18 protein-coding genes are annotated in these 20,958 nt (G+C 70.7%); 15 read left to right on the top strand and 3 right to left on the bottom strand.

The genetic code is table 11. The features are described from left to right. Positions 1-735 (top strand): hypothetical protein, encoded by a 735-nt coding sequence (locus ACIBKX_RS09540; RefSeq protein WP_363271294.1) that lies wholly within the window; start codon positions 1-3, stop codon positions 733-735. 22 nt (positions 736-757) lie between these two features. Here the strand turns inward: ACIBKX_RS09540 and ACIBKX_RS09535 are convergent, their stop codons facing one another. Next, positions 758-1,510 carry a MerR family transcriptional regulator gene (locus tag ACIBKX_RS09535; RefSeq protein WP_363271460.1) on the bottom strand — a complete coding sequence of 251 codons (753 nt, stop codon included), beginning with the start codon at positions 1,508-1,510 and terminating at the stop codon, positions 758-760. A 179-nt stretch (positions 1,511-1,689) separates the two neighbouring features. Here ACIBKX_RS09535 and ACIBKX_RS09530 point away from each other — a divergent pair, with 179 nt between their 5' ends. From ACIBKX_RS09530 to ACIBKX_RS09480, 11 genes are all read left to right on the top strand, one after another. After that, entirely contained in the window at positions 1,690-3,501 is a 1,812-nt protein-coding gene (locus tag ACIBKX_RS09530; protein ID WP_363271293.1) for an AMP-dependent synthetase/ligase, read from the top strand. A 213-nt stretch (positions 3,502-3,714) separates the two neighbouring features. Further along, entirely contained in the window at positions 3,715-5,181 is a 1,467-nt protein-coding gene (locus tag ACIBKX_RS09525; protein ID WP_363271292.1) for an amino acid permease, read from the top strand. 99 nt (positions 5,182-5,280) lie between these two features. Continuing rightward, positions 5,281-5,760 (top strand): macro domain-containing protein, encoded by a 480-nt coding sequence (locus tag ACIBKX_RS09520; RefSeq protein WP_363271291.1) that lies wholly within the window; start codon positions 5,281-5,283, stop codon positions 5,758-5,760. Between the two features lie 105 nt (positions 5,761-5,865). Beyond that, positions 5,866-6,345 carry a hypothetical protein gene (locus ACIBKX_RS09515; protein WP_363271290.1) on the top strand — a complete coding sequence of 160 codons (480 nt, stop codon included), beginning with the start codon at positions 5,866-5,868 and terminating at the stop codon, positions 6,343-6,345. Between the two features lie 77 nt (positions 6,346-6,422). After that, positions 6,423-7,190, top strand: coding sequence for an alpha/beta hydrolase (locus ACIBKX_RS09510; protein WP_363271289.1), 768 nt, complete (start codon positions 6,423-6,425; stop codon positions 7,188-7,190). A gap of 34 nt (positions 7,191-7,224) precedes the next feature. After that, the gene (locus ACIBKX_RS09505; protein WP_363271288.1) at positions 7,225-8,073 is read left to right on the top strand and encodes an oxygenase MpaB family protein; all 849 of its coding nucleotides are present in this window, start codon (positions 7,225-7,227) and stop codon (positions 8,071-8,073) included. A 117-nt stretch (positions 8,074-8,190) separates the two neighbouring features. Next, positions 8,191-9,255, top strand: a complete 1,065-nt coding sequence (locus ACIBKX_RS09500) for a hypothetical protein (protein WP_363271287.1) — start codon at positions 8,191-8,193, stop codon at positions 9,253-9,255. Positions 9,256-9,257: 2 nt separating this feature from the next. Beyond that, positions 9,258-10,388, top strand: a complete 1,131-nt coding sequence (locus ACIBKX_RS09495) for a hypothetical protein (protein ID WP_363271286.1) — start codon at positions 9,258-9,260, stop codon at positions 10,386-10,388. 77 nt (positions 10,389-10,465) lie between these two features. Further along, a complete protein-coding gene (locus ACIBKX_RS09490; RefSeq protein ID WP_363271285.1) occupies positions 10,466-10,951 on the top strand; it encodes a MarR family winged helix-turn-helix transcriptional regulator in 486 nt (161 codons plus the stop codon). 100 nt (positions 10,952-11,051) lie between these two features. Next, entirely contained in the window at positions 11,052-12,548 is a 1,497-nt protein-coding gene (locus ACIBKX_RS09485; RefSeq protein WP_363271284.1) for an MFS transporter, read from the top strand. A gap of 32 nt (positions 12,549-12,580) precedes the next feature. Beyond that, positions 12,581-13,024, top strand: a complete 444-nt coding sequence (locus tag ACIBKX_RS09480) for a pyridoxamine 5'-phosphate oxidase family protein (RefSeq protein WP_363271283.1) — start codon at positions 12,581-12,583, stop codon at positions 13,022-13,024. An 88-nt stretch (positions 13,025-13,112) separates the two neighbouring features. Here ACIBKX_RS09480 and ACIBKX_RS09475 read toward each other — a convergent pair whose 3' ends face one another. Then, entirely contained in the window at positions 13,113-14,609 is a 1,497-nt protein-coding gene (locus tag ACIBKX_RS09475; protein ID WP_363271282.1) for a M1 family metallopeptidase, read from the bottom strand. 254 nt (positions 14,610-14,863) lie between these two features. On the opposite strand from ACIBKX_RS09475, the gene ACIBKX_RS09470 reads away from it, so the two are divergent. The 3 genes from ACIBKX_RS09470 (at position 14,864) to ACIBKX_RS09460 (ending at position 19,905) form a co-directional block, all read left to right on the top strand. Then, on the top strand, positions 14,864-16,828 hold the full coding sequence (locus ACIBKX_RS09470) for a Xaa-Pro dipeptidyl-peptidase (protein WP_363271281.1): 1,965 nt from the start codon (positions 14,864-14,866) through the stop codon (positions 16,826-16,828). Continuing rightward, the gene (locus ACIBKX_RS09465) at positions 16,825-18,105 is read left to right on the top strand and encodes a M14 family metallocarboxypeptidase (RefSeq protein WP_363271280.1); all 1,281 of its coding nucleotides are present in this window, start codon (positions 16,825-16,827) and stop codon (positions 18,103-18,105) included. Before ACIBKX_RS09470 ends, ACIBKX_RS09465 begins: the two co-directional genes overlap by 4 nt. Positions 18,106-18,201: 96 nt before the next feature. Beyond that, positions 18,202-19,905, top strand: a complete 1,704-nt coding sequence (locus ACIBKX_RS09460) for a BCCT family transporter (RefSeq protein ID WP_363271459.1) — start codon at positions 18,202-18,204, stop codon at positions 19,903-19,905. Positions 19,906-19,927: 22 nt separating this feature from the next. Here ACIBKX_RS09460 and ACIBKX_RS09455 read toward each other — a convergent pair whose 3' ends face one another. Further along, positions 19,928-20,896, bottom strand: a complete 969-nt coding sequence (locus ACIBKX_RS09455; protein WP_363271279.1) for an FAD-dependent oxidoreductase — start codon at positions 20,894-20,896, stop codon at positions 19,928-19,930. Positions 20,897-20,958 lie beyond the last annotated feature (62 nt).

Here is a 20,958-nt window from a genome sequence, read left to right as displayed (position 1 = left end):
ATGACCGCTGTGCGGTTGACGACTGGGGGAACGACGCGGGCAGTCGGCGTCGGAGTGCTGGTCCTCTCGCTGGCCCTGACGGGCTGCGGGGGCAAGAAGAAGAACAAGAAGCACAAGTCGGGTTCGGGCTCCTCGCACAGCCGCACCGTCGGCGGTGCGACGGGCGGCGGATCCGCCGGCAAGGGGGCCGGTTCGCTGGCCGGCGCCCAGGACGCCGAGGCGATCCTGCCGCCGCTCGACACGATGCCCGCCGCCCTGCACGACGTGTCCATCAAGCCGTACAGCCGGGCCAAGGCGCCGTCCGTCTGCAAGGACCCGGGCGGCAAGTGCAAGGGCGCCGTCGCCAACGGCCAGGTCGGCTACCGCGGCAACGACAATGCCGAGAGCGCCAGTTACGACCTGATCGTGTACAAGAACGAGCGGGCCGCCGAGCGCGCCTTCACCGCCTGGAAGGCCTACGTGGAGAACAACCACCACGAGCTCAAGGTCCTGCCGGGGCAGCCGCAGGGCGACGGGAGCATCACCTACGGGTACACGACGCCCGCGAAGAAGACCTCGCGGTCGATCGTGATCTTCGAGGGCAACTACGTCGCCACCCTCGACCTGCGGGACAACTCCGGTCAGGCGTCCGCCCGCAAGGACCTGGAAGCCCTCTCCAAGGTCTATGCGACACGGATGCTGCAGGCCGCACAGGACGAGACGCCGACCGCCACGGCGGCCGACGTCAAGGTGTAGCCCGGGAGTTCGCGGGAGCGGCTCAGCTCTCCTTGAGCCACTCCCGCAGCTCCTCCTTGAGGGAGCGCTGGAACGCGGTCACCAGGGCCTGCACCACCATCGGCTGCATATGGGCCGACAGGGACCGCATCGCCGCCACGTGCTCCGGGTCCGACTCCCGCTCGCGGTAGGGCCCCCACACCTCGTCACGGAAGAGCCGGGACAGCTCGTGGGCCGCGGAGCGGGTGTGCTCCATCAGGACCGTGCGCGCCGCCAGGATCGTCTCGTGCGCGATGGGTACGTCGAGCAGCTGCACGCCGAGCCGCAGCAGCCCCGGATCGACGCGGTACGTCAGCGGGGTTCCGCCGGGCTGCGACGCCTCGGTCCGCGCGACGACACCCATCGCCGCGAGCCGGTCCAGGTCCTCGGCGCCCAGCGCACGCCCCGCCCGGCGCTCCAGCTCCGCGCGGTCGACGTCCTCGGGGGAGTCGGGGGCCCAGGAGGCCACCACCGCGCGGTGGATGGCGAGATCGTGGGCGCTCAGATCGGGCGGCAGCTGCTCCAGATACCGCTCGATCGCGGCCAGCGTCATGCCCTGGTGCTGCAACTCCTCGATGAGCGCGAGCCGGGAGAGATGCTCAGGGCCGTAGTGGCCCACCCGGCGGGGCCCGATCACCGGCGGCGGCAGCAGGCCCTTGGTGCCGTAGAAGCGGATCGTGCGGACGGTGACGCCCGCGCGCGCGGCCAGTTCGTCGACCGTGAGCACCGGCTCGCCGGTGTCCGACGGCGTCGTCATCGTCATGGCCCCGCATCGCCTCCCTTGTCACGCACCGGACGCCCGGCCGGTCGTGGTGCTCCGGTTGTGGTGCTCCGGCCGCTGTGCACCGATCCGGTGCAACAGTATTGCTGTCTCACCACTGTTGTGAAAGCGTCCCGGCCAGTCACTTGCTTCGTCGATGACGCCAGGAGGCGGTCATGACCACGATCCTGCGACTCCCCGGGGACCCCGCCGACATCACCCTCCCCGCCCTGCTGCTCCGCAACGCCGAGGACCACGGCGACCTCCCCGCACTCTCCTGGCGCACCTCTCCCGATGGCGAGTGGTCCACGCTGACCTGGCGGGAGGCGCGCCGCAGGGTCGCCGTACTAGCCGCCGGATACGCGGCGCTCGGCGTCCGGCGCGGCGAACACGTCCTGATGATGATGGGCAACCGCCCCGAGCACTGGCTGAGCGACCTGGCGCTCGTGCACCTCGGCGCGGTCCCCGTCACCGTGTACGGCACCTCGGCGCCCGAGCAGATAGCCCACATCGCCCGGCACAGCCGCGCCCGGTTCGCGATCGTCGAGGGAGCGCGCGAACTGGCGCGCTGGGAGCCGCTCCTGGACGACGCCGCGGCCCCGCTGGAGCGACTTGTCGTCGTCGAGCCGGCCGAGGCGGGCCCGCACCGCACCTACGGCTCGCTGCACGCCACCGGGGGACGCCTCTACAACCCGGACGCCTTCGAGAAGGGCTGGCGCGAGTCCCGCTCCGCCGACCCGCTCACCGTCGTCTACACCTCCGGCACCACCGGCGACCCCAAGGGCGTCCGCATCACGCACCGCAATGTGCTCCTGGACAGCGTGGGCCTCGACTCCGTGGTCGAGCTGCCCGACCATGTGGAGCACATCTGCTACCTCCCCTTCGCGCACATCGCGGAACGGATGCTCGGCATCTACCTGGCGGTGTTCCGCGCGGGCCACGTCTATCTGTGCGCGGACCCCGCCGCCGTCGCCGCGACCGCGCGGGAGCTGCATCCCGCGCAGTTCTTCGGCGTCCCGCGCGTGTGGGAGAAGCTCGCCGCGTCCGTACGGGCGGCGCTGGCGGGCCTCCCCGAGGAGCAGCGGGCGGCCATCGAGGCGGCGAACGAGACGGCACGCGCGCGTGTCGCGTACGTGGAACGGGGCGAGGAACCGCCGGCCGAGCTGGCGGCGGCGTACCAGGAGGCGAAGGAGAAGGTCCTCGACCCGCTGCTGTCGCTGGCCGGCTTCGACCGCCTGGTGTGGACGGCGAGCGCGTCGGCGCCGATGCCGCAGGACGTCGTGCGCTTCTGGGCGGGCTTCGGCATCGTGATCATGGACGCCTGGGGTCTCACGGAGACGACCGGCGTCGTCACCATCAACACCCCCTCCGCCTTCCGGCTCGGCTCGGTCGGCAGGCCCCTGGAGGGCCTGGAGATCCGGGTGGCGGAAGACGGCGAGATCCTCACGCGCGGCGGCACGGTCTTCGACGGCTATCTCCTGCCCGACGGCGGCGTCGAGCCGGCCTGCGACCAGGACGGCTGGTTCGCCACCGGCGACATCGGGCGGATCGACGAGGACGGCTACCTCTGGCTCACCGACCGCAAGAAGGAAATGATCGTGACCTCGACGGGCAAGAACGTGTCGCCCGCGCTCGTCGAGAACACCCTCAAGGAACACCCCCTCATCGGCCAGGCCCTGGTCCACGGAGACGGCCGCTCCTACCTCGTGGCGCTGCTCGTCCTCGACCCGGAGCTGGCCCCCGCCTGGACCGCCGCGCGCGGGATCACCGAGGACCCGGCACGGAGCAAGGCCGTGCGCGAGGAGATAGCGCGGGCCGTCGAAGCCGCCAACGCACGGCTCAACCGCACCGAACAGGTCAAGCGCTACGAGATCCTCGCGGGGGAGTGGGGCCCCGAGACCGGCGAGCTGACACCGTCCCTGAAGCTGCGCCGCCGGGTGATCCGGCAGAAGTACGCGACCGTGATCGACGGGATGTACGCCGACTGACCGACTCACCGCGTGGTCTGTACACCCAATTGTCATCGGCTGTACACCCCCTGCCCACCATGTGAGAAGTGCCGCTATGTGATGTGCGCCACCGCATGTCAGGGGATCTCTGGGGGAAGGTGTCGCGTCGGTCCACGCACTTCAGGGGTGTCGTGGACCGGAGCACATCCGGACCCCGGAGCTCTTCCGGGCACCAGAGAGTAGATCCCCCACGTGAGCAAGGAAGCCGTAGATTCGGCCGCCCTGGACGCATCCCGCACAGATGCGTCGCAGGCCCCCGCGGATGCGGGCGACGCCGGTTACAGCAAGGACCTCAAGGCCCGCCACGTCAACATGATCGCCATCGGTGGCGCGATCGGCACCGGACTCTTCCTCGGAGCGGGCGGTCGCCTGCACTCGGCGGGCCCCGCGCTCGCCGTCGCGTACCTCGTCTGCGGCATCTTCGCCTTCTTCGTCGTACGCGCCCTCGGCGAGCTGGTCGTCTACCGGCCGTCCTCCGGTTCGTTCGTCTCCTACGCGCGTGAGTTCCTCGGCGAGAAGGGTGCCTACGTCGCCGGCTGGATGTACTTCCTGAACTGGTCGACCACCGGCATCGCCGACATCACCGCCATCGCGCTCTACACGCACTACTGGAGCTTCTTCACCGACATCCCGCAGTGGGTGCTCGCACTGATCGCGCTCGCCGTGGTCCTCGTGATCAACCTGATCTCGGTGAAGATCTTCGGCGAGATGGAGTTCTGGTTCGCGATCGTCAAGGTCGCGGCTCTCGTCGCCTTCATGCTGATCGGCATCTTCCTGCTGGTCACCCAGCACGACGTCGGCGGCCAGACCCCCGGTCTCAGCGTGATCACCGACAACGGCGGCTTCCTGCCGCACGGCATCATGCCCGTCGTGATCGTGATGCAGGGCGTCGTCTTCGCGTACGCCTCGCTGGAGCTGGTCGGCGTCGCGGCGGGCGAGACCGCCGAGCCGCACAAGGTCGTCCCGCGCGCGGTGAACTCGATCATGTGGCGCGTGGGCCTCTTCTACGTCGGCTCGGTGATCCTGCTCGCCCTGCTGCTGCCCGGTTCGGTGTACTCGGCGGACCAGAGCCCGTTCGTGACGGTCCTCTCCAAGATCGGCGTCCCGGCCGCCGGTGACGTGATGAACCTGGTGGTCCTCACCGCCGCGATGTCGTCGCTGAACTCGGGCCTGTACTCCACGGGCCGCATCCTGCGCTCCATGGCGATGGCGGGTTCGGCGCCGAAGTTCACCGCGAAGATGAACAAGAGCCAGGTGCCCTACGGCGGCATCCTGCTCACCTCCGCGGTGTGCGTGCTCGGCGTCGGCCTGAACTTCCTGATGCCGAGCCAGGCCTTCGAGATCGTCCTGAACGTGGCGTCCCTGGGCATCATCTCCACCTGGGTGATCATCATGGTCTGTCACCTGGCGTTCGTCCGCCGCGCCAAGGAGGGCCTGCTCTCCCGGCCCGCCTTCCGCCTGCCGGGCAGCCCGGTCACGGAGATCGTCACGATCGTCTTCCTGCTCTCCGTGCTCGCCCTGATGTGGAAGGACCCGGAGGTCGGCCGCAAGACGCTCTACCTGATCCCGATCATCGGGGCGGCGCTGGTCGCCGGCTGGTACGCGATCCGCCGCAGGGTGGACCGCGAGGCGGAGACCCTGATGAAGGCCTCCGAGTAACAACTCGCGGGGAGCACCGGCCGGGGAACTCCGGCCGGGGAACTCCGGCCGAGGAACAACTCAACAGCCACTGTCAGTGGCAGCGTCTACGGTGGCGTCATGTCGGAGATCACGTATGTCCGGGGTGACGCCACCGTTCCGTTCGGCAAGGGCGTCAAGCTGATCGCCCATGTCTGCAACGACCTCGGGGGCTGGGGCAAGGGCTTCGTCGTCGCGATCTCACGCCGCTGGCCGGAGCCGGAGAAGGCGTACCGCCGGTGGCACCGGGAGCGCGCCAAGAACGACTTCGGTCTCGGCGCCGTCCAGTTCGTCCAGGTCGACCCCCGCCTCTGGGTCGCCAACATGATCGGCCAGCACGGCATGCGCACGGGCAGCAAGGGCGCGCCCGTGCGGTACGAGGCGATCGACACGGCGCTCGCAGCCCTCGCCGACAAGGCGGCCGAACTCGACGCCTCCGTGCACATGCCGCGCATCGGCTGCGGCCTCGCGGGCGGCAAGTGGTCCCGCGTCGAACCGCTGATATCCGAGCGGCTCTCGGCCCGTGGGATCGCCGTGACGGTGTACGACTTCGGGGACTGAGGGGGGCTGAGGCCGCTCCCGCGCACCAGAGAGGCGTGACGGGGCTCACTCAACTCCCTTGCAGATGCGCGTTGTTGTGCACGGATGAGCGGGTAGGGGGTGGGCATGCAGCTCATCGCGATGAACCTGGGGCCACTCAAGCCCGACCCCCAACACCTCGTTGCCGCGGCAGTGCTCTTCGGCTCCGTCTTCTTCGTGGTCCGGCGCATCCTGCCGCGCATCGACCTCGTGCTCGAAACGCGGGCCGAGATCCTCGACGGTGTGACGGGCGGCGCCGCGGCGGAGCTGCGACGCGAGGCCGATCAGGTCCGCGAATCGTGCGAAAGGCTGCTCGCCGAGGCCCGCCGCGACGCGGCCCAGGTCCGCCAGCAGGCCCGCGAGGAAGGCGCCGTCCTGATAGAGGCCGCCCGCGCGGACGCCATACGCGAGCGCGACGAACTGGTGGCATCGGGCCAGTCCAGGATCGAGGCGGAGCGAGCATCGGCAGAGGCCGAACTGCGAGGTCAGGTCTCCGAACTGGCATCGGCACTGGCGAGCAGGATCGTGGGGGAACCGATTCCGGCGCAGACGGTCACGGGTCGCTAGGCGGACCGCACAACAGATCGACCGACTTCCGCCTGGCGGCAACCCCGCCCCCACGGGAAGCTCACCCCATGGGACAAATGGTGTCAGTCAAGGGCGGCCACGTCTGGGCAGAAGACAGCGGTGGCAACGAATTGCCGCTGATCCTGCTGCACCCGGGCGTCGCGGACTCCCGCATCTGGGACGGGATACTGCCCCGCCTCACCGAACGGCACCGCGTCATCCGCTACGACGCGCGCGGCTACGGCAAGTCTCCCGCGCCCACCGTCTCGTACTCGCTGGTCGCGGACCTCGCAGCGGTGCTCGACCACTTCCAGGTCACCCGCGCGGTCCTGGCGGGATCCAGCATGGGCGGTGCCACGGCCATCAGCCTCGCCCTCGACGACCCCGCGCGCGTCGCCGGCCTGGCCCTCCTCGTGCCCGGCATCACCGGCCGCAACGACATGCTCTCGGACGAGTTCATGGCCGAGTTCGTCCGGCTCGCGGAGGCGGGCGACATGGAAGGCCTCGTCGCCCTCCTGATGCGCAACTCGGCGGCGGCCGGCACGGGATACGACGCCGAGGCGCGCTCGCACCTCCTCGCGGTGCTCCCGGCATGGTTCGCCAACCAGCCGCACAACGTGCCCGACCCGCCCGCCTTCGAACGGCTCGGCGAGCTCGACGTCCCCTGCGTCCTGGCACTGGGGGAGCGCGACCAGCCCTCGGTGGTCCGCTGCAACGAGGAGATGGCGACCCGCATCCCCGGCTGCCGACTGGTCCGGCTGCAACACAGCGACCACTTCCCGACCCTGCGCGAACCGGACGCGGTCACCGACCTCATCCTGGAGGCGTACGCGACGGCACGCTGAGCGGACGGCGTCGCGGCCGTCGCATACTGGAGCCGTGACGCCGCACCACCCCGCCCCCGAACCGCCACCGCCCGGCGGCATCCTCTGGGACATCGCCGGGGACGTCCGCGCCCTGCTCGCCCTGCCCGCGGCGCTCACGATGCAGGTCGCGCACCCGGCGGTGGGCGCCGGAGTCGACACGTACTCGGTGTTCCGCACCGACCCCTGGGGCCGCGGCGAGCGCTCGCTGCGCTCGCTACAGACCTGGGTGTACGGCGGCCCGGCGGCGGCCGAGGAGGGCCGCAGACTGCGGGAACTGCACAAGGTCATCCAGGGTTCGGACGCCCACGGCCGCCGCTACCACGCGCTGACGCCCGCCTACTACGCCTGGGTGCACGCCACCGGGTTCCCCGTCTACCGGCACGCGCAGCTCTACCTCGGCCGCCCCTTCACCCCGGCACAGGAACGCCGCCTGTACGCGGAGTGGCTCCAGGTCGGGCGGATCCTCGGCATCCACGACCGGGACATGCCGCAGACGCCGGAGGAGTTCTGGCCGTACTACGAGAAGGTCCTCGCCGATGAGCTGGAGCTGACGGCGGTCGCCGCGGAGCTGGTCGCCGTCGACGTCCCGCTGCCGCCGCCCGACCGCGGCCCGCGCGCACTGCGCCTGGCCCTCCGCGTCCTGTGGCCGGTCCTCCTGCCGCCCCTGGCCCGCTTCCGCCGCTTCCTGACGATCGGCCTGATGCCGCCGGACGCGCGACAGGCCATGGGCCTGCCGTGGAGCGCCGCCCAGGAACGGAGGCTGCGCCGCTTCGGCCGCGTGGTCCGCACGGTGGTTCCGTTGCTGCCGGAACGGCTGCGGTATCTGCCGATGGCGCGCAGGGCGCGGGCGCGGCGCCGGTAGGCCACGCCGTCCAGAGGTGGCGGACGGACTCCGGCGACGCGAGAACGGCTGTGTGACGTCTGTTCACGGGGGGTGAACGCCCATAAGCTGAGCGGCCTTCACGTTCTGGGGGGTCCAGTGAACGGTCTCCGTGCTGTCTTCATCTGCCTTGTGATCGTGTGCACTTCGGTGGTTGCGCCGGCCGCGGCCGTGCCGCGGGGCGCGACGCCGGGCTGGTCGGCGCTGCCGGTTCCGGCGGCAAAGCCGCCGGTGACCGTGAAGGACCTCGCCGCCCGCGGTCCCGGCGAGGCATGGGCGACCGGGTACGAGCAGGCCGCCGACGGACTGCGGCCGCTGCTGTACCGCTGGGACGGCACGGCGTGGAGCCGGGACACGACCTTCCCCGGCGCCGGTGAGCAGGGCTGGCTCGGCAAGGTGCAGTTCGTCGGCGACGAGGTGTGGATCTTCCACAACCGCGCGGGGGAGGGCGAGATCCTGCGCAGGTCGGCGGCGGGGTGGAGCACCGTCCCGCTGCCGCAGACGCTGTGGACGTACCAGGACTTCGCCGCGGTGCCCGGCGCGGCGTGGGTGGTCGGCGAGGACGACACCGGACTGAAGGTGCTGCACTACGACGGTTCGCGCTGGACCACCCAGTCCACCCCGGACGACGTGCTGTACCTGATGGGGATCACCGCGCGCACCGCCGACGACGCCTGGGCCGAGGCGAGCACCAGGACCGGCGAGCGGACCGTCCTGCGCTGGGACGGCACGCGGTGGCGGGACGCGGAGGTGCCGCTGCCCCCGAACAGCAACGTCCACACGATCCTGCTCGAACCGTCGGGCCGGGTCGCGCTCGGCGGCAGCCAGTACACCGACGGCGTGGCGCGCACGTACCTGATGACCTTCAACGGGCGTGCCTGGCGCACCAGTCACCCGCCGCTGGGCGACACCTACATCGAGGACCTGGTGCGCGGCACGGACGGCGCGCTGTGGCTGCCGGTGCGCAGCGACCGGGCGTTCCAGTCGAAGTACGCGCGGGTGGACGGCACCCGCACCACCTTCTCCTACGGCCCGGAGCGCGAGGACGCGATCGACGTGAAACCGCGTGCGCTGACGCGGGCCGGGTCCGCGCTGCTGTCCTTCGGGACCGTCGAGATCTACGGCTCGAAGCCGAACCTGATGAGCGAGCGGCTGGGAGGCTGACCATGGCACGCGGACCTCGTACGGCACGCGGATTCCTCGTCGCGGCCCTCGCCGCCGCCCTGAGCGTCATCACCGTCATGAGCCCGGCCGCCGCGGACACCCCGTCCTGGGAGCACGTCCCGGTCCCGGCGCAGGTGCGCCCGCAGGCCGCTCTCAACGAGGCCGTGGCGTTCGGCCCCGACCGGGCGTGGGCGGTGGGCGCCGACGCCGTCGGCCGCGAGGCGCCGGGCTTCCCGCTGGTGCTGCGCTGGGACGGCACCGCGTGGCAGCGCCAGAGCCTGTCCAAGGTCGGCTGGCAGGGGGAGCTGCTGTCCGTCGCCGCGACATCGCCGACCGCGGTGTGGGCGGTCGGCCGGGACGCGGCGGGCGGCGCACGCCTGCTCCGTTTCAACGGCACCGACTGGTCCGAGAGCCGGCCGCCGCGCGGCGTCCTGCCGACCAAGGCCGTCGCGGGCGGCGGCGAGACCTGGCTGATCGGATCGCGGGACGGCGCCCAGGTGCTGCTGCGCTGGAACGGACGCGGCTGGAAGGACGTACCGGTGCCGCCGGGTTCCGTGTACGGGCTGCACATCCTGGCGGGCGACGACGTCTGGGCCGCGGGCGCCACCGAGGCGGGGGCGGCCGTGTCGCACTGGGACGGGCAGGAGTGGCGGCAGACGATCGTCAACGGATTCCCCCGGTCGGCCGTGGGCAGCGTCCTCGCGGTCTCGCCGACGGAGGTGTGGGCGGGCGGCACGGCCGGGTTCGTCGGCGGCCCGCCGGGAAAGCCGATTCCGCCCCTGCTGGTCCGCTTCGACGGGCAGCAGTGGAACCGGGTGGGCGTGCCCGCCGACTTCGGCTCGGTCAGCTCGCTGGCCCCGGACGCGTCCGGGGGCCTCGGCTGGGTCTCGGTGGCCAACTCGTTGAAGTGGGCCCCGCAGGGCAGCAATCCGCCCCTGGTTCCGGGCCCCGACTTCCTTGCCTGGAACGGGCAGTCGTTCGCCGAGCACAGCGAACCGGCGGTGGCGGGGGAGGGCGACTCCCAGACGCTGCGGCTCGCGCCGGTGCCGGGCACGGAGTCGGTGTGGTCGGTCGGGCGCGCCGCCGGTCCCGAGGGCACGTTCGCCCCGCGCGTCCTGCGGTTCGGCGGCTAGCACCGCCGCCCGAAGCCGCACGGCTTGAGTCTCTTCTGGATAATCCGCGTCGGAACGATGTGTTCTACGCTGGTGACATGACCGCCATGACGCCCGCTCGTACCGAACCGGACCTGTCGTTCCTCCTCGACCACACCAGTCACGTCCTGCGGAGCCAGATGTCCGCCGCTCTCGCCGAGATCGGCCTGACCGCCCGCATGCACTGTGTGCTCGTCCATGCCCTGGAGGAGGAGCGCACCCAGATCCAGCTCGCCGAGATCGGCGACATGGACAAGACCACGATGGTGGTGACGGTGGACGCCCTGGAGAAGGCGGGCCTCGCCGAGCGCCGCCCCTCCAGCACGGACCGGCGGGCACGGGTCATCGCCGTCACCGACGAGGGCGCCCGCGTCGCCAAGAAGAGCCAGAAGATCGTCGACGGCGTGCACCGCGACGCCCTGTCCGGGCTTCCCGAGGGGGACAGGAAGGCCCTCTTGTGCGCCTTGAACCGCCTGGTCGACGACGGTCTCGCGACCCCTGTGGAGGCCCCGCGCACGGCCCGCCGGGCACGTCAGTCCAGGTAGGCCCCGCATACGGGATCAAAAGTAGGACCGAAAAAAATAGTCTGCAACAAAACCATCTGCTACGGTCTCTCCTGTCGCCCCAACTGACAGGAGAGACCGCATGCTTGCCGCATCCGAGTCCGCGCCATCGCCCACATCCGACGCTTCCCCCGGCGCCCCGCGCTCCCGCTGGCTCGCCCTCGGTGTCATCGCCACCGGGATGCTGATGACCGTCCTCGACGGTTCGATCGTCACTGTGGCGATGCCGGCCATCCAGAACGATCTGGGCTTCACGCCCGCCGGCCTCAGCTGGGTCGTCAACGCCTACCTCATCGCCTTCGGCAGCCTGCTCCTGCTCGCGGGACGGCTCGGCGACCTGATCGGCCGCAGGCGCATGTTCCTTGCGGGCACCGCCGCCTTCACCGCCGCCTCGCTCCTCGCCGGAGCGGCGACCTCGCCCGCCGTACTGATCGCCGCCCGCTTCCTCCAGGGCGTCGGCAGCGCGATGGCCTCCGCCGTGAGCCTCGGCATCCTCGTCACGCTGTTCACCGAGCCCAGGGAGCGCGCCAAGGCCATCGCCGTCTTCAGCTTCACCGGAGCGGCGGGAGCGTCCATCGGGCAGGTGCTCGGCGGCGTACTCACCGACGTACTGAACTGGCACTGGATCTTCTTCATCAACCTGCCGATCGGGCTCGCCGCCCTCGCGGTCGCCGTGCGCGTCCTGCCGGGCGACCGCGGACTCGGCCTGAAGGCGGGCGCGGACGTCGTCGGTGCCGTGCTGGTCACCGCGGGCCTGATGCTCGGCATCTACACCGTCGTCAAGGTCGAGACGCACGGCTGGACTTCGGCGCACACCCTCGGCGTCGGCGCCCTCGCCGCCCTACTGCTCGCCGCGTTCCTGGTCCGGCAGGCGACCGCGAAGAACCCGCTGATGCCACTGCGGATCTTCCGCTCGCGCAGCGTCCTCGGCGCCAACCTGGTCCAGATCCTGATGGTCGCCGCGCTCTTCTCCTTCCAGATCCTCGTCGCCCTCTACCTCCAGAACGTGCGCGGATACGGAGCCGCCGAGACCGGCCTCGCGATGCTCCCGGCGGCCGCCGTCATCGGCGCCGTCTCCCTGGGAGTCGCCGCACGACTGATCGCCCGTTTCGGCGAGCGCAACGTCCTCCTCGCGGGCATCGTGCTCCTCGTCGGCGTCCTCGGCCTGCTCACCCGCCTGCCCGTACAGGCCAGTTACGCCGTCGACCTCCTGCCGGTCATGCTGCTCGCCGCGGGCTTCGGCCTGGCGCTGCCCGCGCTGACGGCCCTCGGCATGTCCGGTGCGAGCGAGGAGGACGCCGGTCTCGCGTCCGGCGTGTTCAACACGACCCAGCAGCTCGGCATGGCCCTGGGCGTCGCGGTCCTGTCCACGCTGGCCGCTTCCCGCACCGAGAGCCTCGCCGCGCAGGGGCAGTCGGCGGCCGAGGCCCTGACCGGCGGCTACCGCCTCGCCTTCGCGGTGGGCGCGGGACTCCTGGTCCTCGCCTTCACCGTCGCCCTCACACTGCTGCGCCGCCCCTCGCGGCAGCAGCCCGCCGCCGAGCTGCCGACTCCGGCGGCCCACACCGCGACCGTCTGACGCACACTCCCACCGAAGAAGGACTGATCCCCATGAGCGAGACGACCACCACTCAGAGCAGCACTGCCCAGACCACCCAGAACGACGGCCCGGCCCCCCGGGTCCTCACCGACCAGGAGCTGTCCAAGCTGCTGGGCGCCCAGCAGTTCGGCGTACTCGCGAGCGTCCGGAAAACCGGTCACCCGCACCTGTCGACCGTCCTCTACGACTGGAACGCCGAGGAACGCGTCCTGCGGATCTCCTCCACCGCCGACCGCCTCAAGGTCCGCCAGCTGCGCCGCGACCCGCACACCTCGCTGCACGTCAGCGGCCCGGACGTCTGGTCGTTCGCCGTGGCGGAGGGCGAGGCGGAGATAGTGGACCCGGCCGACGGGGCGGCTCCCGGTGAGCAGCCGCTGCCCGACCGGCGGGTGGTGATCCAGATCCGCGTCGCCCGTTTGTACGGGACGGCTCTGGACATCCCCGCCGAGGGCTGAGGGATTACTACATACGCAGAACCGCCCACCCACCCAGGTAGCCGGGTGGGTGGGCGGGAAAGATCCGCCGCGAAGCGGCGGCTCAGTCTCAGTGCCGGTGCTGGTGAACGCCGTTCGTGGCAGCGATCCCCTTCCAGGACTTGGGCGCAGCCGAGCCTTCCGCGGCAGGCGAGACCCCGGCGGCACGCGCCGCAGGCGCATCCGGCCGGGACGGCTGGTAGAGCCACGCATCGAACAGCGCAGCGAGCGGCTTGCCGGACACCTTCTCCGCGTACTTGACGAAGTCACCCACCTTCGCGTTGCCGTACGCGTGCTCCTGCGGCCACCCCTTCAGGATCGCGAAGAAGGACTTCTCGCCGACCTCGTTGCGCAGCGCCTGCAGGGCCAGGGCCCCACGGTCGTACACGGCGATGTCGAACTGGTTCTCCGGGCCGGGGTCGCCCGGCTTGACCTTCCAGAACGGGTCGTCGGCCGGGTGCTGCGCGTACACGTAGTCCGCGAGCTCCTGCGCCGTCCCCTCGCCCTCCTTCTCCGACCACAGCCACTGGCTGTACCGGGCGAAGCCCTCGTTGATCCAGATGTCCTTCCAGCCGTCCACCGAGACGCTGTCGCCGTACCACTGGTGGGCCAGCTCATGGACCACGACGGAGACATTGGCGCCGTTGGCGAACTGCCGAGGGCTGTAGAACGGCCGGGTCTGCGTCTCCAGGGCGAAGCCGCTCGTCACGTTCGGGACGTACCCGCCAAGGGCGTTGAACGGGTACTTGCCGAAGACGGTCTCCAGCCACTCCGCGACCTCGGTCGAGCGCTCGATGCTGGCCCGCGCGGCGCCCGCGTTGTCGCCGAGGTCCTTGCTGTAGGCGTTCAGGACGGGCAGACCGTCCGCCGTCTTGTCGGTGGTGATGTCGAACTTGCCGACGGCGAGTGTCGCCAGGTAGCTGGCCTGCGGCTTGTTGGAGCGCCAGTTGAAGCGGGTCCAGCCCAGGCGCGAACTCTGCGACTGGAGCACGCCGTTGGAGATCGCCTGCGAGCCGTCCGGCACGGAGACAGAGATGTCGTACGTCGCCTTGTCCAGCGGGTGGTCGTTGGACGGGAACCACCAGGCGGCCGAGTCCGGCTCCTGCGCCGCGACCCCGCCGTCCGGCGTGCGCGCCCACGCGGTGAAGCCGTTGATCTTCACCTCGGACGGCTTGCCCGCGTAGCGGACGACGACGGTGATCGGCGTGCCCTTGGGCAGGCCGGCCACCGGAGTGATCTCCAGCTCCTGCTCGCCGGACTTCTTGAACGCCGCCTTCTTGCCGTTCACCCGCACCTCGCTGACCTTCAGGCCGAGGTCGAGGTTGAAGCGGGAGAGGTCCTGCGTCGTGGTGGCGTTGATGGTCGCCGTGCCTTCGAGCAGGTCGGTCTTCGGCTGGTACTTCAGCCGCAGGTCGTAGTGCGAGACGTCGTATCCGCCGTTGCCGCTCGCCGGGTAGTAGGGATCGCCGATTCCCGGCGCCCCGGGGGTGAAGTCGGCGGCCGATGCCGGGATCGCCAGCAGCAGAGAGGCCGCGAGCGCGCCCGGGGCGATGAGTCTGCGGTGCACAGGAGCTCCAAGTCGTAGGGGCACATCGGTAACTGGATCCGACGATGGGATCCGTGGAGGGATCCGCATCTGGATCCGCGGTGGATCCGCGGTGGATCCGACCTTATTGAGCCCCTCGGCCACGGGTCATGTCCATGGCCCCGGCTGTCACACGATCGCCATTCGGCCGACATGTGCCAATACGCCCCATGAACCTGTCGCGGCCGCGTACTGCCCTCTGTCGCGCGGGAGTTCACCGGTGTACCTTCCGCGCCATGCCGATACGTGCGCGACGCACACGCTTGATCCGGAGATCACTCGTGACGGCGGCCCTGGCCGCCCTGATGTCCACGCTGCTGTCCCCGGGCGCCGCCCAAGGAGCGCCGCCCGACGCCCCGCGGGAGAGCAAGCCCGTCTACTCGTACGAGAACGCCGTGCGCGAATCCGTCTGGGTCGACACGAAGATCGACGGAGACGACGACGGGAAGACCGACCGGGTCGCCGTCGACGTCGTCCGGCCGCGTGAACCCGCCCAACAGGGCCGGAAGATACCCGTCATCATGGACGCCAGCCCGTACTACGCCTGCTGCGGGCGCGGCAACGAGAGCCAGAAGAAGACGTACGACGCGAACGGGAACGTCGTCCAGTTCCCGCTCTATTACGACAACTACTTCGTGCCCCGCGGCTACGCCTTCGTCGCCGTCGACCTCGCGGGGACGAACCGCTCCGACGGCTGCGTCGACGTCGGCGGACGCTCCGACGTCCAGTCCGCCAAGGCCGTCGTCGACTGGCTGAACGGACGGGCCCGCGGCTACACCAGCCGCACCGGAAGCGAAGGCGCCAAGGCCTCCTGGACCAACGGCGCCACCGGAATGATCGGCAAGAGCTATGACGGCACCGTCGCGCAGGGCGTGGCCGCCACTGGAGTGCGAGGTCTCAAGACCATCGTGCCGATCGGCGCGATCTCCTCCTGGTACGACTACTACTTCGCCAAGGGCGCCCCGCTCTACGACAGCGGCCCCGAATGGCTCTCGGACTACGTGGAGAGCCCCGAGGCGCGGGCCCGCTGCGGAGCCGTACAGCAGCGGCTCATCGACGAGGCGCCGCGCACCGGCGACTGGACCCGGCTGTGGAGCGAGCGCGACCACGTCCCGGACGCCGACAAGGTGCGGGCCAGCGTCTTCGCCGTACACGGCATGCAGGACCTCAACGTCCGCATGAAGCACTTCGGTCAGTGGTGGGACGCGCTCGCCGACGCGGGCGTCGAGCGGAAGGTGTGGCTCAGCCAGACCGGCCACGTCGACCCCTTCGACTTCCGCCGCGGCGACTGGGTGCGCACCCTGCACCGCTGGTTCGACCATGAACTCCTCGGCTACGACAACGGCATCGACCGCGAGCCCATGGCCGACATCGAGCGCGCCCCCGACCGGTGGACCACCGACCGCGTCTGGCCCCCGCGTGCCACCGACACGGTGAAACTCCGCCCCGGCAAGGGCACTTCACCCGGCGTCGGCACCCTCGGCACCCGCCCCGGCACCGGCAGCGAGACCTTCACCGACGACCCGAAGCTGAGCGAGACGGACTGGGCCGCGCAGATCGACACCTCGACCCCGTCCAAGGCCGGGTTCATCAGCCGCCCCCTCGGCCGCGACCTGCGCCTTTCCGGCTCCTCCGAGGTGACCGTCACGGCCACGCCCACCACCCGCACCGCGCATCTCTCCGCGGTTCTCGTGGACCTCGGCCCCGACACGATCCGCGACTACGCGAGCGCGGGCGAAGGCATCAGCACCCTCACCGAACGCACCTGCTGGGGTGCGAGCACGAGCGGTGACAGCTCCTGCTTCAAGGAGACGAAGGCGAAGACCGCCGACGTCGACTACACCGTGTTCAGCCGCGGCTGGGCCGACCTCGGCAACTGGGCCGACGAACACCAGGGCCGCCCGCTCACCCCGGGCAAGCCGCACACCATCACCCTCGACCTGGCCGCGAGCGACCACGTCGTGCCGAAGGGCCACCGTCTCGCGTTGATCGTGGCGGGCACCGACAAGGACCTCATCGACCGGCCCGCCGACACGCCCACGCTCGCCATCGACCTCGCCCGCACCTCGGCGAAGGTGCCGCTCGTCGGCGGCTCCGACGCCTTCACCACCTCATCGGCCGTCACCCCCCGCGAATCCCGTCTCGACGGCGTGGCCCCGCCGCGTCCGTTCCGCCCCGTACCGGGAGGCAGCACCTCATGAGACCCCGCATCCGCACCCTGGCGTTCGCCTGCGCCACCGCCGCGCTCGCCGCACCGCTCCTGACGGTGCCCGCACAGGCGACGCCGACCCCGCCGCGTACCGGATTCGAGGAGACCAACGGCGCACGCTGGACCAGCCAGCCCGAGGAGCAGCAACTGCTCGCCGCCGTCGACAAGTCGACCGACCGTGTCTCGGTCTCCCGCATCGGCACCACCAAGCAGGACCGGCCGCTCCAACTGGTCCGCATCGGCGAACGCCCCACCAAGAACACGGTGCTGCTGATCTGCAGCCAGCACGGCGACGAGCCGTCGGGCCGCGAGGCCTGTCTGACGACGATCAGGGATCTCGCGTACGCGAAGGACAAGCAGACCCAGAAGTTCCTCTCCCGCACCACCCTCCTCGTCGTCCCCACCGCCAACCCGGACGGCCGCGCCGCCGACACCCGGGGCAACTCCGACGGCGTCGACATCAACCGCGACCACCTCTCCCTCCAGACGGCGGAGGGCCGAGCCATGGCCGCCGTCATCCGCGACCGGCAGCCCGACTCCATCTACGACCTGCACGAGTACGGAGCGACCCCCAAGTACTACGACAAGGACCTCTTCGACCTGTGGCCGCGCAACCTCAACACCGACGAGGCGGTGCACGGCGAGGCCAAGACGCTGTCGGAGGCGTACGTCAGGCCGGCCGCCGCCAAGGACGGGTACACCACGGGCACGTACGGGATCTGGACCGACCCGGTCACCGGTGAGCCGATCAAGCAGACGGCGGGCGACGGCCAGGAGCGCATCCTGCGCAACATGTCCGGCATCAAGCACGCCGCGGGCCTCCTCATCGAGAGCCGCGTCGACCCGCTCACCGACGCCGAGAAGAAGGACGAGGCGCTGAACAACCGGCGCCGTGTGAAGTCCCAGATCTCCGCGCTCGGCGGCCTGTTCCGCTACGCGGACGAGCGCCGGGGGCAGTTGGACGCGGCCACCGCCGCGGCCCGGCTCGAAGGCTTCCGCGACAGCGGCCCCGTCTACATCGGCGGCGCCGACAACGACCCCGCCGAACCGGCCGAGGTGATCCAGGACCCGCCCGCCTGCTACCGGCTCGACGCCACCCAGTACGCCGGCATCAAGGACGAACTCGCCCTGCACGGAGTGAAGGCCAGGCGCGACGGTTCGGGTGCGTACGTCCCGTTGCGGCAGTCCGCGCGGGCCCTCGTACCGCTGCTCCTCGACGAGCGCGCTCCCTACCACCTGGTCACAGGTCGGCCCGACACCGGCTGTTGAGCGGGTGAGAGGCGCGTCACATGTGGTAGGGGGTAGCGGAGTAGAAAGACTGAACGAAATTCGACATCCGTGAAAGGTGCACCTGTGACGCAAGACCTGCAGAAAGCGGACGACGGGGGAGGGCCCGACCCCGCCCTCTCCTCCGGCGGCCGGTCGCCACAGACCGACCGGGTCGTGTTCGGAGTGACAGCCGTACTCACCCTGGCCTTCGTGGTCTGGGGTGCCGTGGCGACGGACTCCCTGGAGGACGTCTCCACGGACATGCTCAACGGCCTGATGAAGAACGGCGGTTGGTTCTTCATGCTGGCCGCGAGCGGCTTCGTCGTCTTCGCGCTCTGGCTGGCCGTCAGCCGGTACGGGAAGATCACCCTCGGCCAGGAGGGCGAGGAGCCGGAGTTCCGCACGGTGTCCTGGGTCGCGATGATGTTCAGCGCCGGTATGGGCATCGGCCTGATGTTCTACGGAGTGAGCGAGCCGCTCGCCCACTTCACGACGCCACCGCCGGGCACGGATCCCGCCGACGCGGCGGCGGCCATGGAGACGTCCATGGCCACCACCCTCTTCCACTGGACGCTGCACCCCTGGGCGATCTACGCGGTGGTGGGCCTCGCCATCGCCTACAGCACCTTCCGTCGCCAGCGCCGGCAGACCATCAGCGCCGTCTTCACGCCCCTCATCGGCGAGGAGCACTCCAAGGGCACCTGGGGCCGGGTCATCGACATCCTGGCCATCCTCGCGACGCTCTTCGGCTCGGCGGCCTCGCTGGGCCTCGGCGCGCTGCAGATCGGTGCCGGCATCGAGGTCCTGGACTGGATGGACGACGCGGGCACGGGGCTGCTCGTCGTCATCATCGCGGTGCTGAGCCTGGCGTTCGTGGCGTCCGCCGTCTCCGGTGTGGAGAAGGGCGTCCAGTGGCTCTCCAACATCAACATGGTGCTCGCGGGGCTGCTCGTCCTGTTCGTGTTCATCGCGGGCCCCACCGTCATCATGCTGGACATGCTGCCGACCTCGCTCGGCGCCTATCTCGACGACCTGCCCCAGCTGATGGGCCGCACCGAGGCCTCCAGCGGCAAGGGCGTCGCGGAGTGGCTGAGCGGCTGGACCGTCTTCTACTGGGCCTGGTGGATCTCCTGGACGCCCTTCGTCGGCATGTTCATCGCCAGGATCAGCCGGGGCCGTACGATCCGTCAGTTCGTCGGCGGCGTCATCCTCGTGCCCAGCACGGTCAGCCTGATCTGGTTCGCCGTCTTCGGCGGCAGCGCGATGACCGTCAAGGAGCGCGGCGGCCTGGAGGGCCAGGACACCCCGGAGTCCCAGCTGTTCGGACTCCTGCACGAGTACCCGATCGCGACGGTCACGAGCCTGCTCGTGATGATCCTCGTCGGCATCTTCTTCGTGTCGGGCGCCGACGCGGCGTCGATCGTCATGGGCACGCTCTCGCAGAGGGGCGCGCTCGAACCGGGCAAGCTGGTCGTCGTCTTCTGGGGCATGGTGACGGGTGCCGTCGCCGCGATCATGCTGCTCATCGGTGACGGCTCCGACGACGCCCTCACCGGGCTGAGAAACCTGACGATCCTGGTGGCGGCGCCGTTCACGATCGTGATGATCGGGATGTGTGTGGCGCTGATGCGGGACCTGCGCCACGACCCGTTGATCGTGCGCGGCGAACACGGCACGGAAGCCGTCGAGAAGGCCGTGATCGCCGGCCACGAGCAGTACGACGGCGACTTCGAGCTGCAGATCGGTCCGGTCGACACCGACGGCACGGAGTCCGAGGGGAACCCGGCCAAGTCCGGCTGACCTCCCTGCTGTCGCCTGCGGTTCAGGAGGCGGCGGACTCGTCCGCGAGCCGCGCCGCCTCCTGGGCACAGCCCCACGCCACCGTGACGCCCGCGCCGCCGTGGCCGTAGTTGTGCACCAAGGCCCGTCCGCCGCCCCGGAGTTCACGCTCGATCCGCACCGCGGGCCGGGCGGGCCGCAGCCCCACCCGATGGCCGAGCACCCGGGCCCGCGCGATCTCCGGCCGCACCGCGGCGCACCGCCGCACGATCGCCGCGGCCGTCGCGGGGTCGGGTTCCAGGGACCAGTCGTCCTCCTGCGCCGTGCCGCCGAGGACGAGCCGGCCGGGCTGCGGGAAGAAGTACGTGGACGTGTGCGCGGCGGACTTGGCCGAGGCGAACCAGCTGCGCACCCCGGGGTTCTCCACGATCACCAGCTGGCCGCGCACCGGCCGCACGGAGTCGTCCGGCACCAGCGTCCGCGCCCCGATCCCCGTGCAGTTGACCACGGTCGGCGCCTGCGCGAGGGGCTCGCCGAGACTCTCGGCCGTACGGGTCTGCACCACCCCGCCCGCCTTCTCCAGGCGTTCGCGCAGCCACCGCAGATGCACCGGCATGTCGATCAGCGGAAGGCGCGCCCACACACCGGGACCGTCGTACTCGGCGGTTGTCGTCGCCCGCAGCCCCGGCACCCGCGCCGCCCAGGGCCCCAGGTCGTCCAGCCGCGTCTCGCCCTGTACGCCGTCGACCATGCGTACGCCGGTCTCCTCGCTCCGGGCCGACAACTCCTCGTACACGGACAGGGATTGGAGCGACCAGTCGCCGACGGGCCCCGCCGGTTCGATGCGGTAGGGCCACCACAGGGCACCCGCGACCGCCGAGGTCGTGCGCTCGGCGGGCTCCCGCGACCACACCCGCACCCGCCGCCCGCGCTCGGCCAGCAGGACCGCGGTCGTCAGCCCGATGACCCCGCCGCCCACCACGATCACATCGCCGTCATTAGCACCGTCCATCCCTGGAACGTAGCGGAATGCGTCATGCCGTGCTCACATCACGTCTCAGATGGGGATACTCA

Origin of the sequence: Streptomyces sp. NPDC050658 (genome assembly GCF_044457025.1) — a bacterium.
Taxonomy (GTDB): Bacteria; Actinomycetota; Actinomycetes; order Streptomycetales; family Streptomycetaceae; genus Streptomyces.
This window is presented reverse-complemented; position numbering and strand designations above follow the sequence as displayed.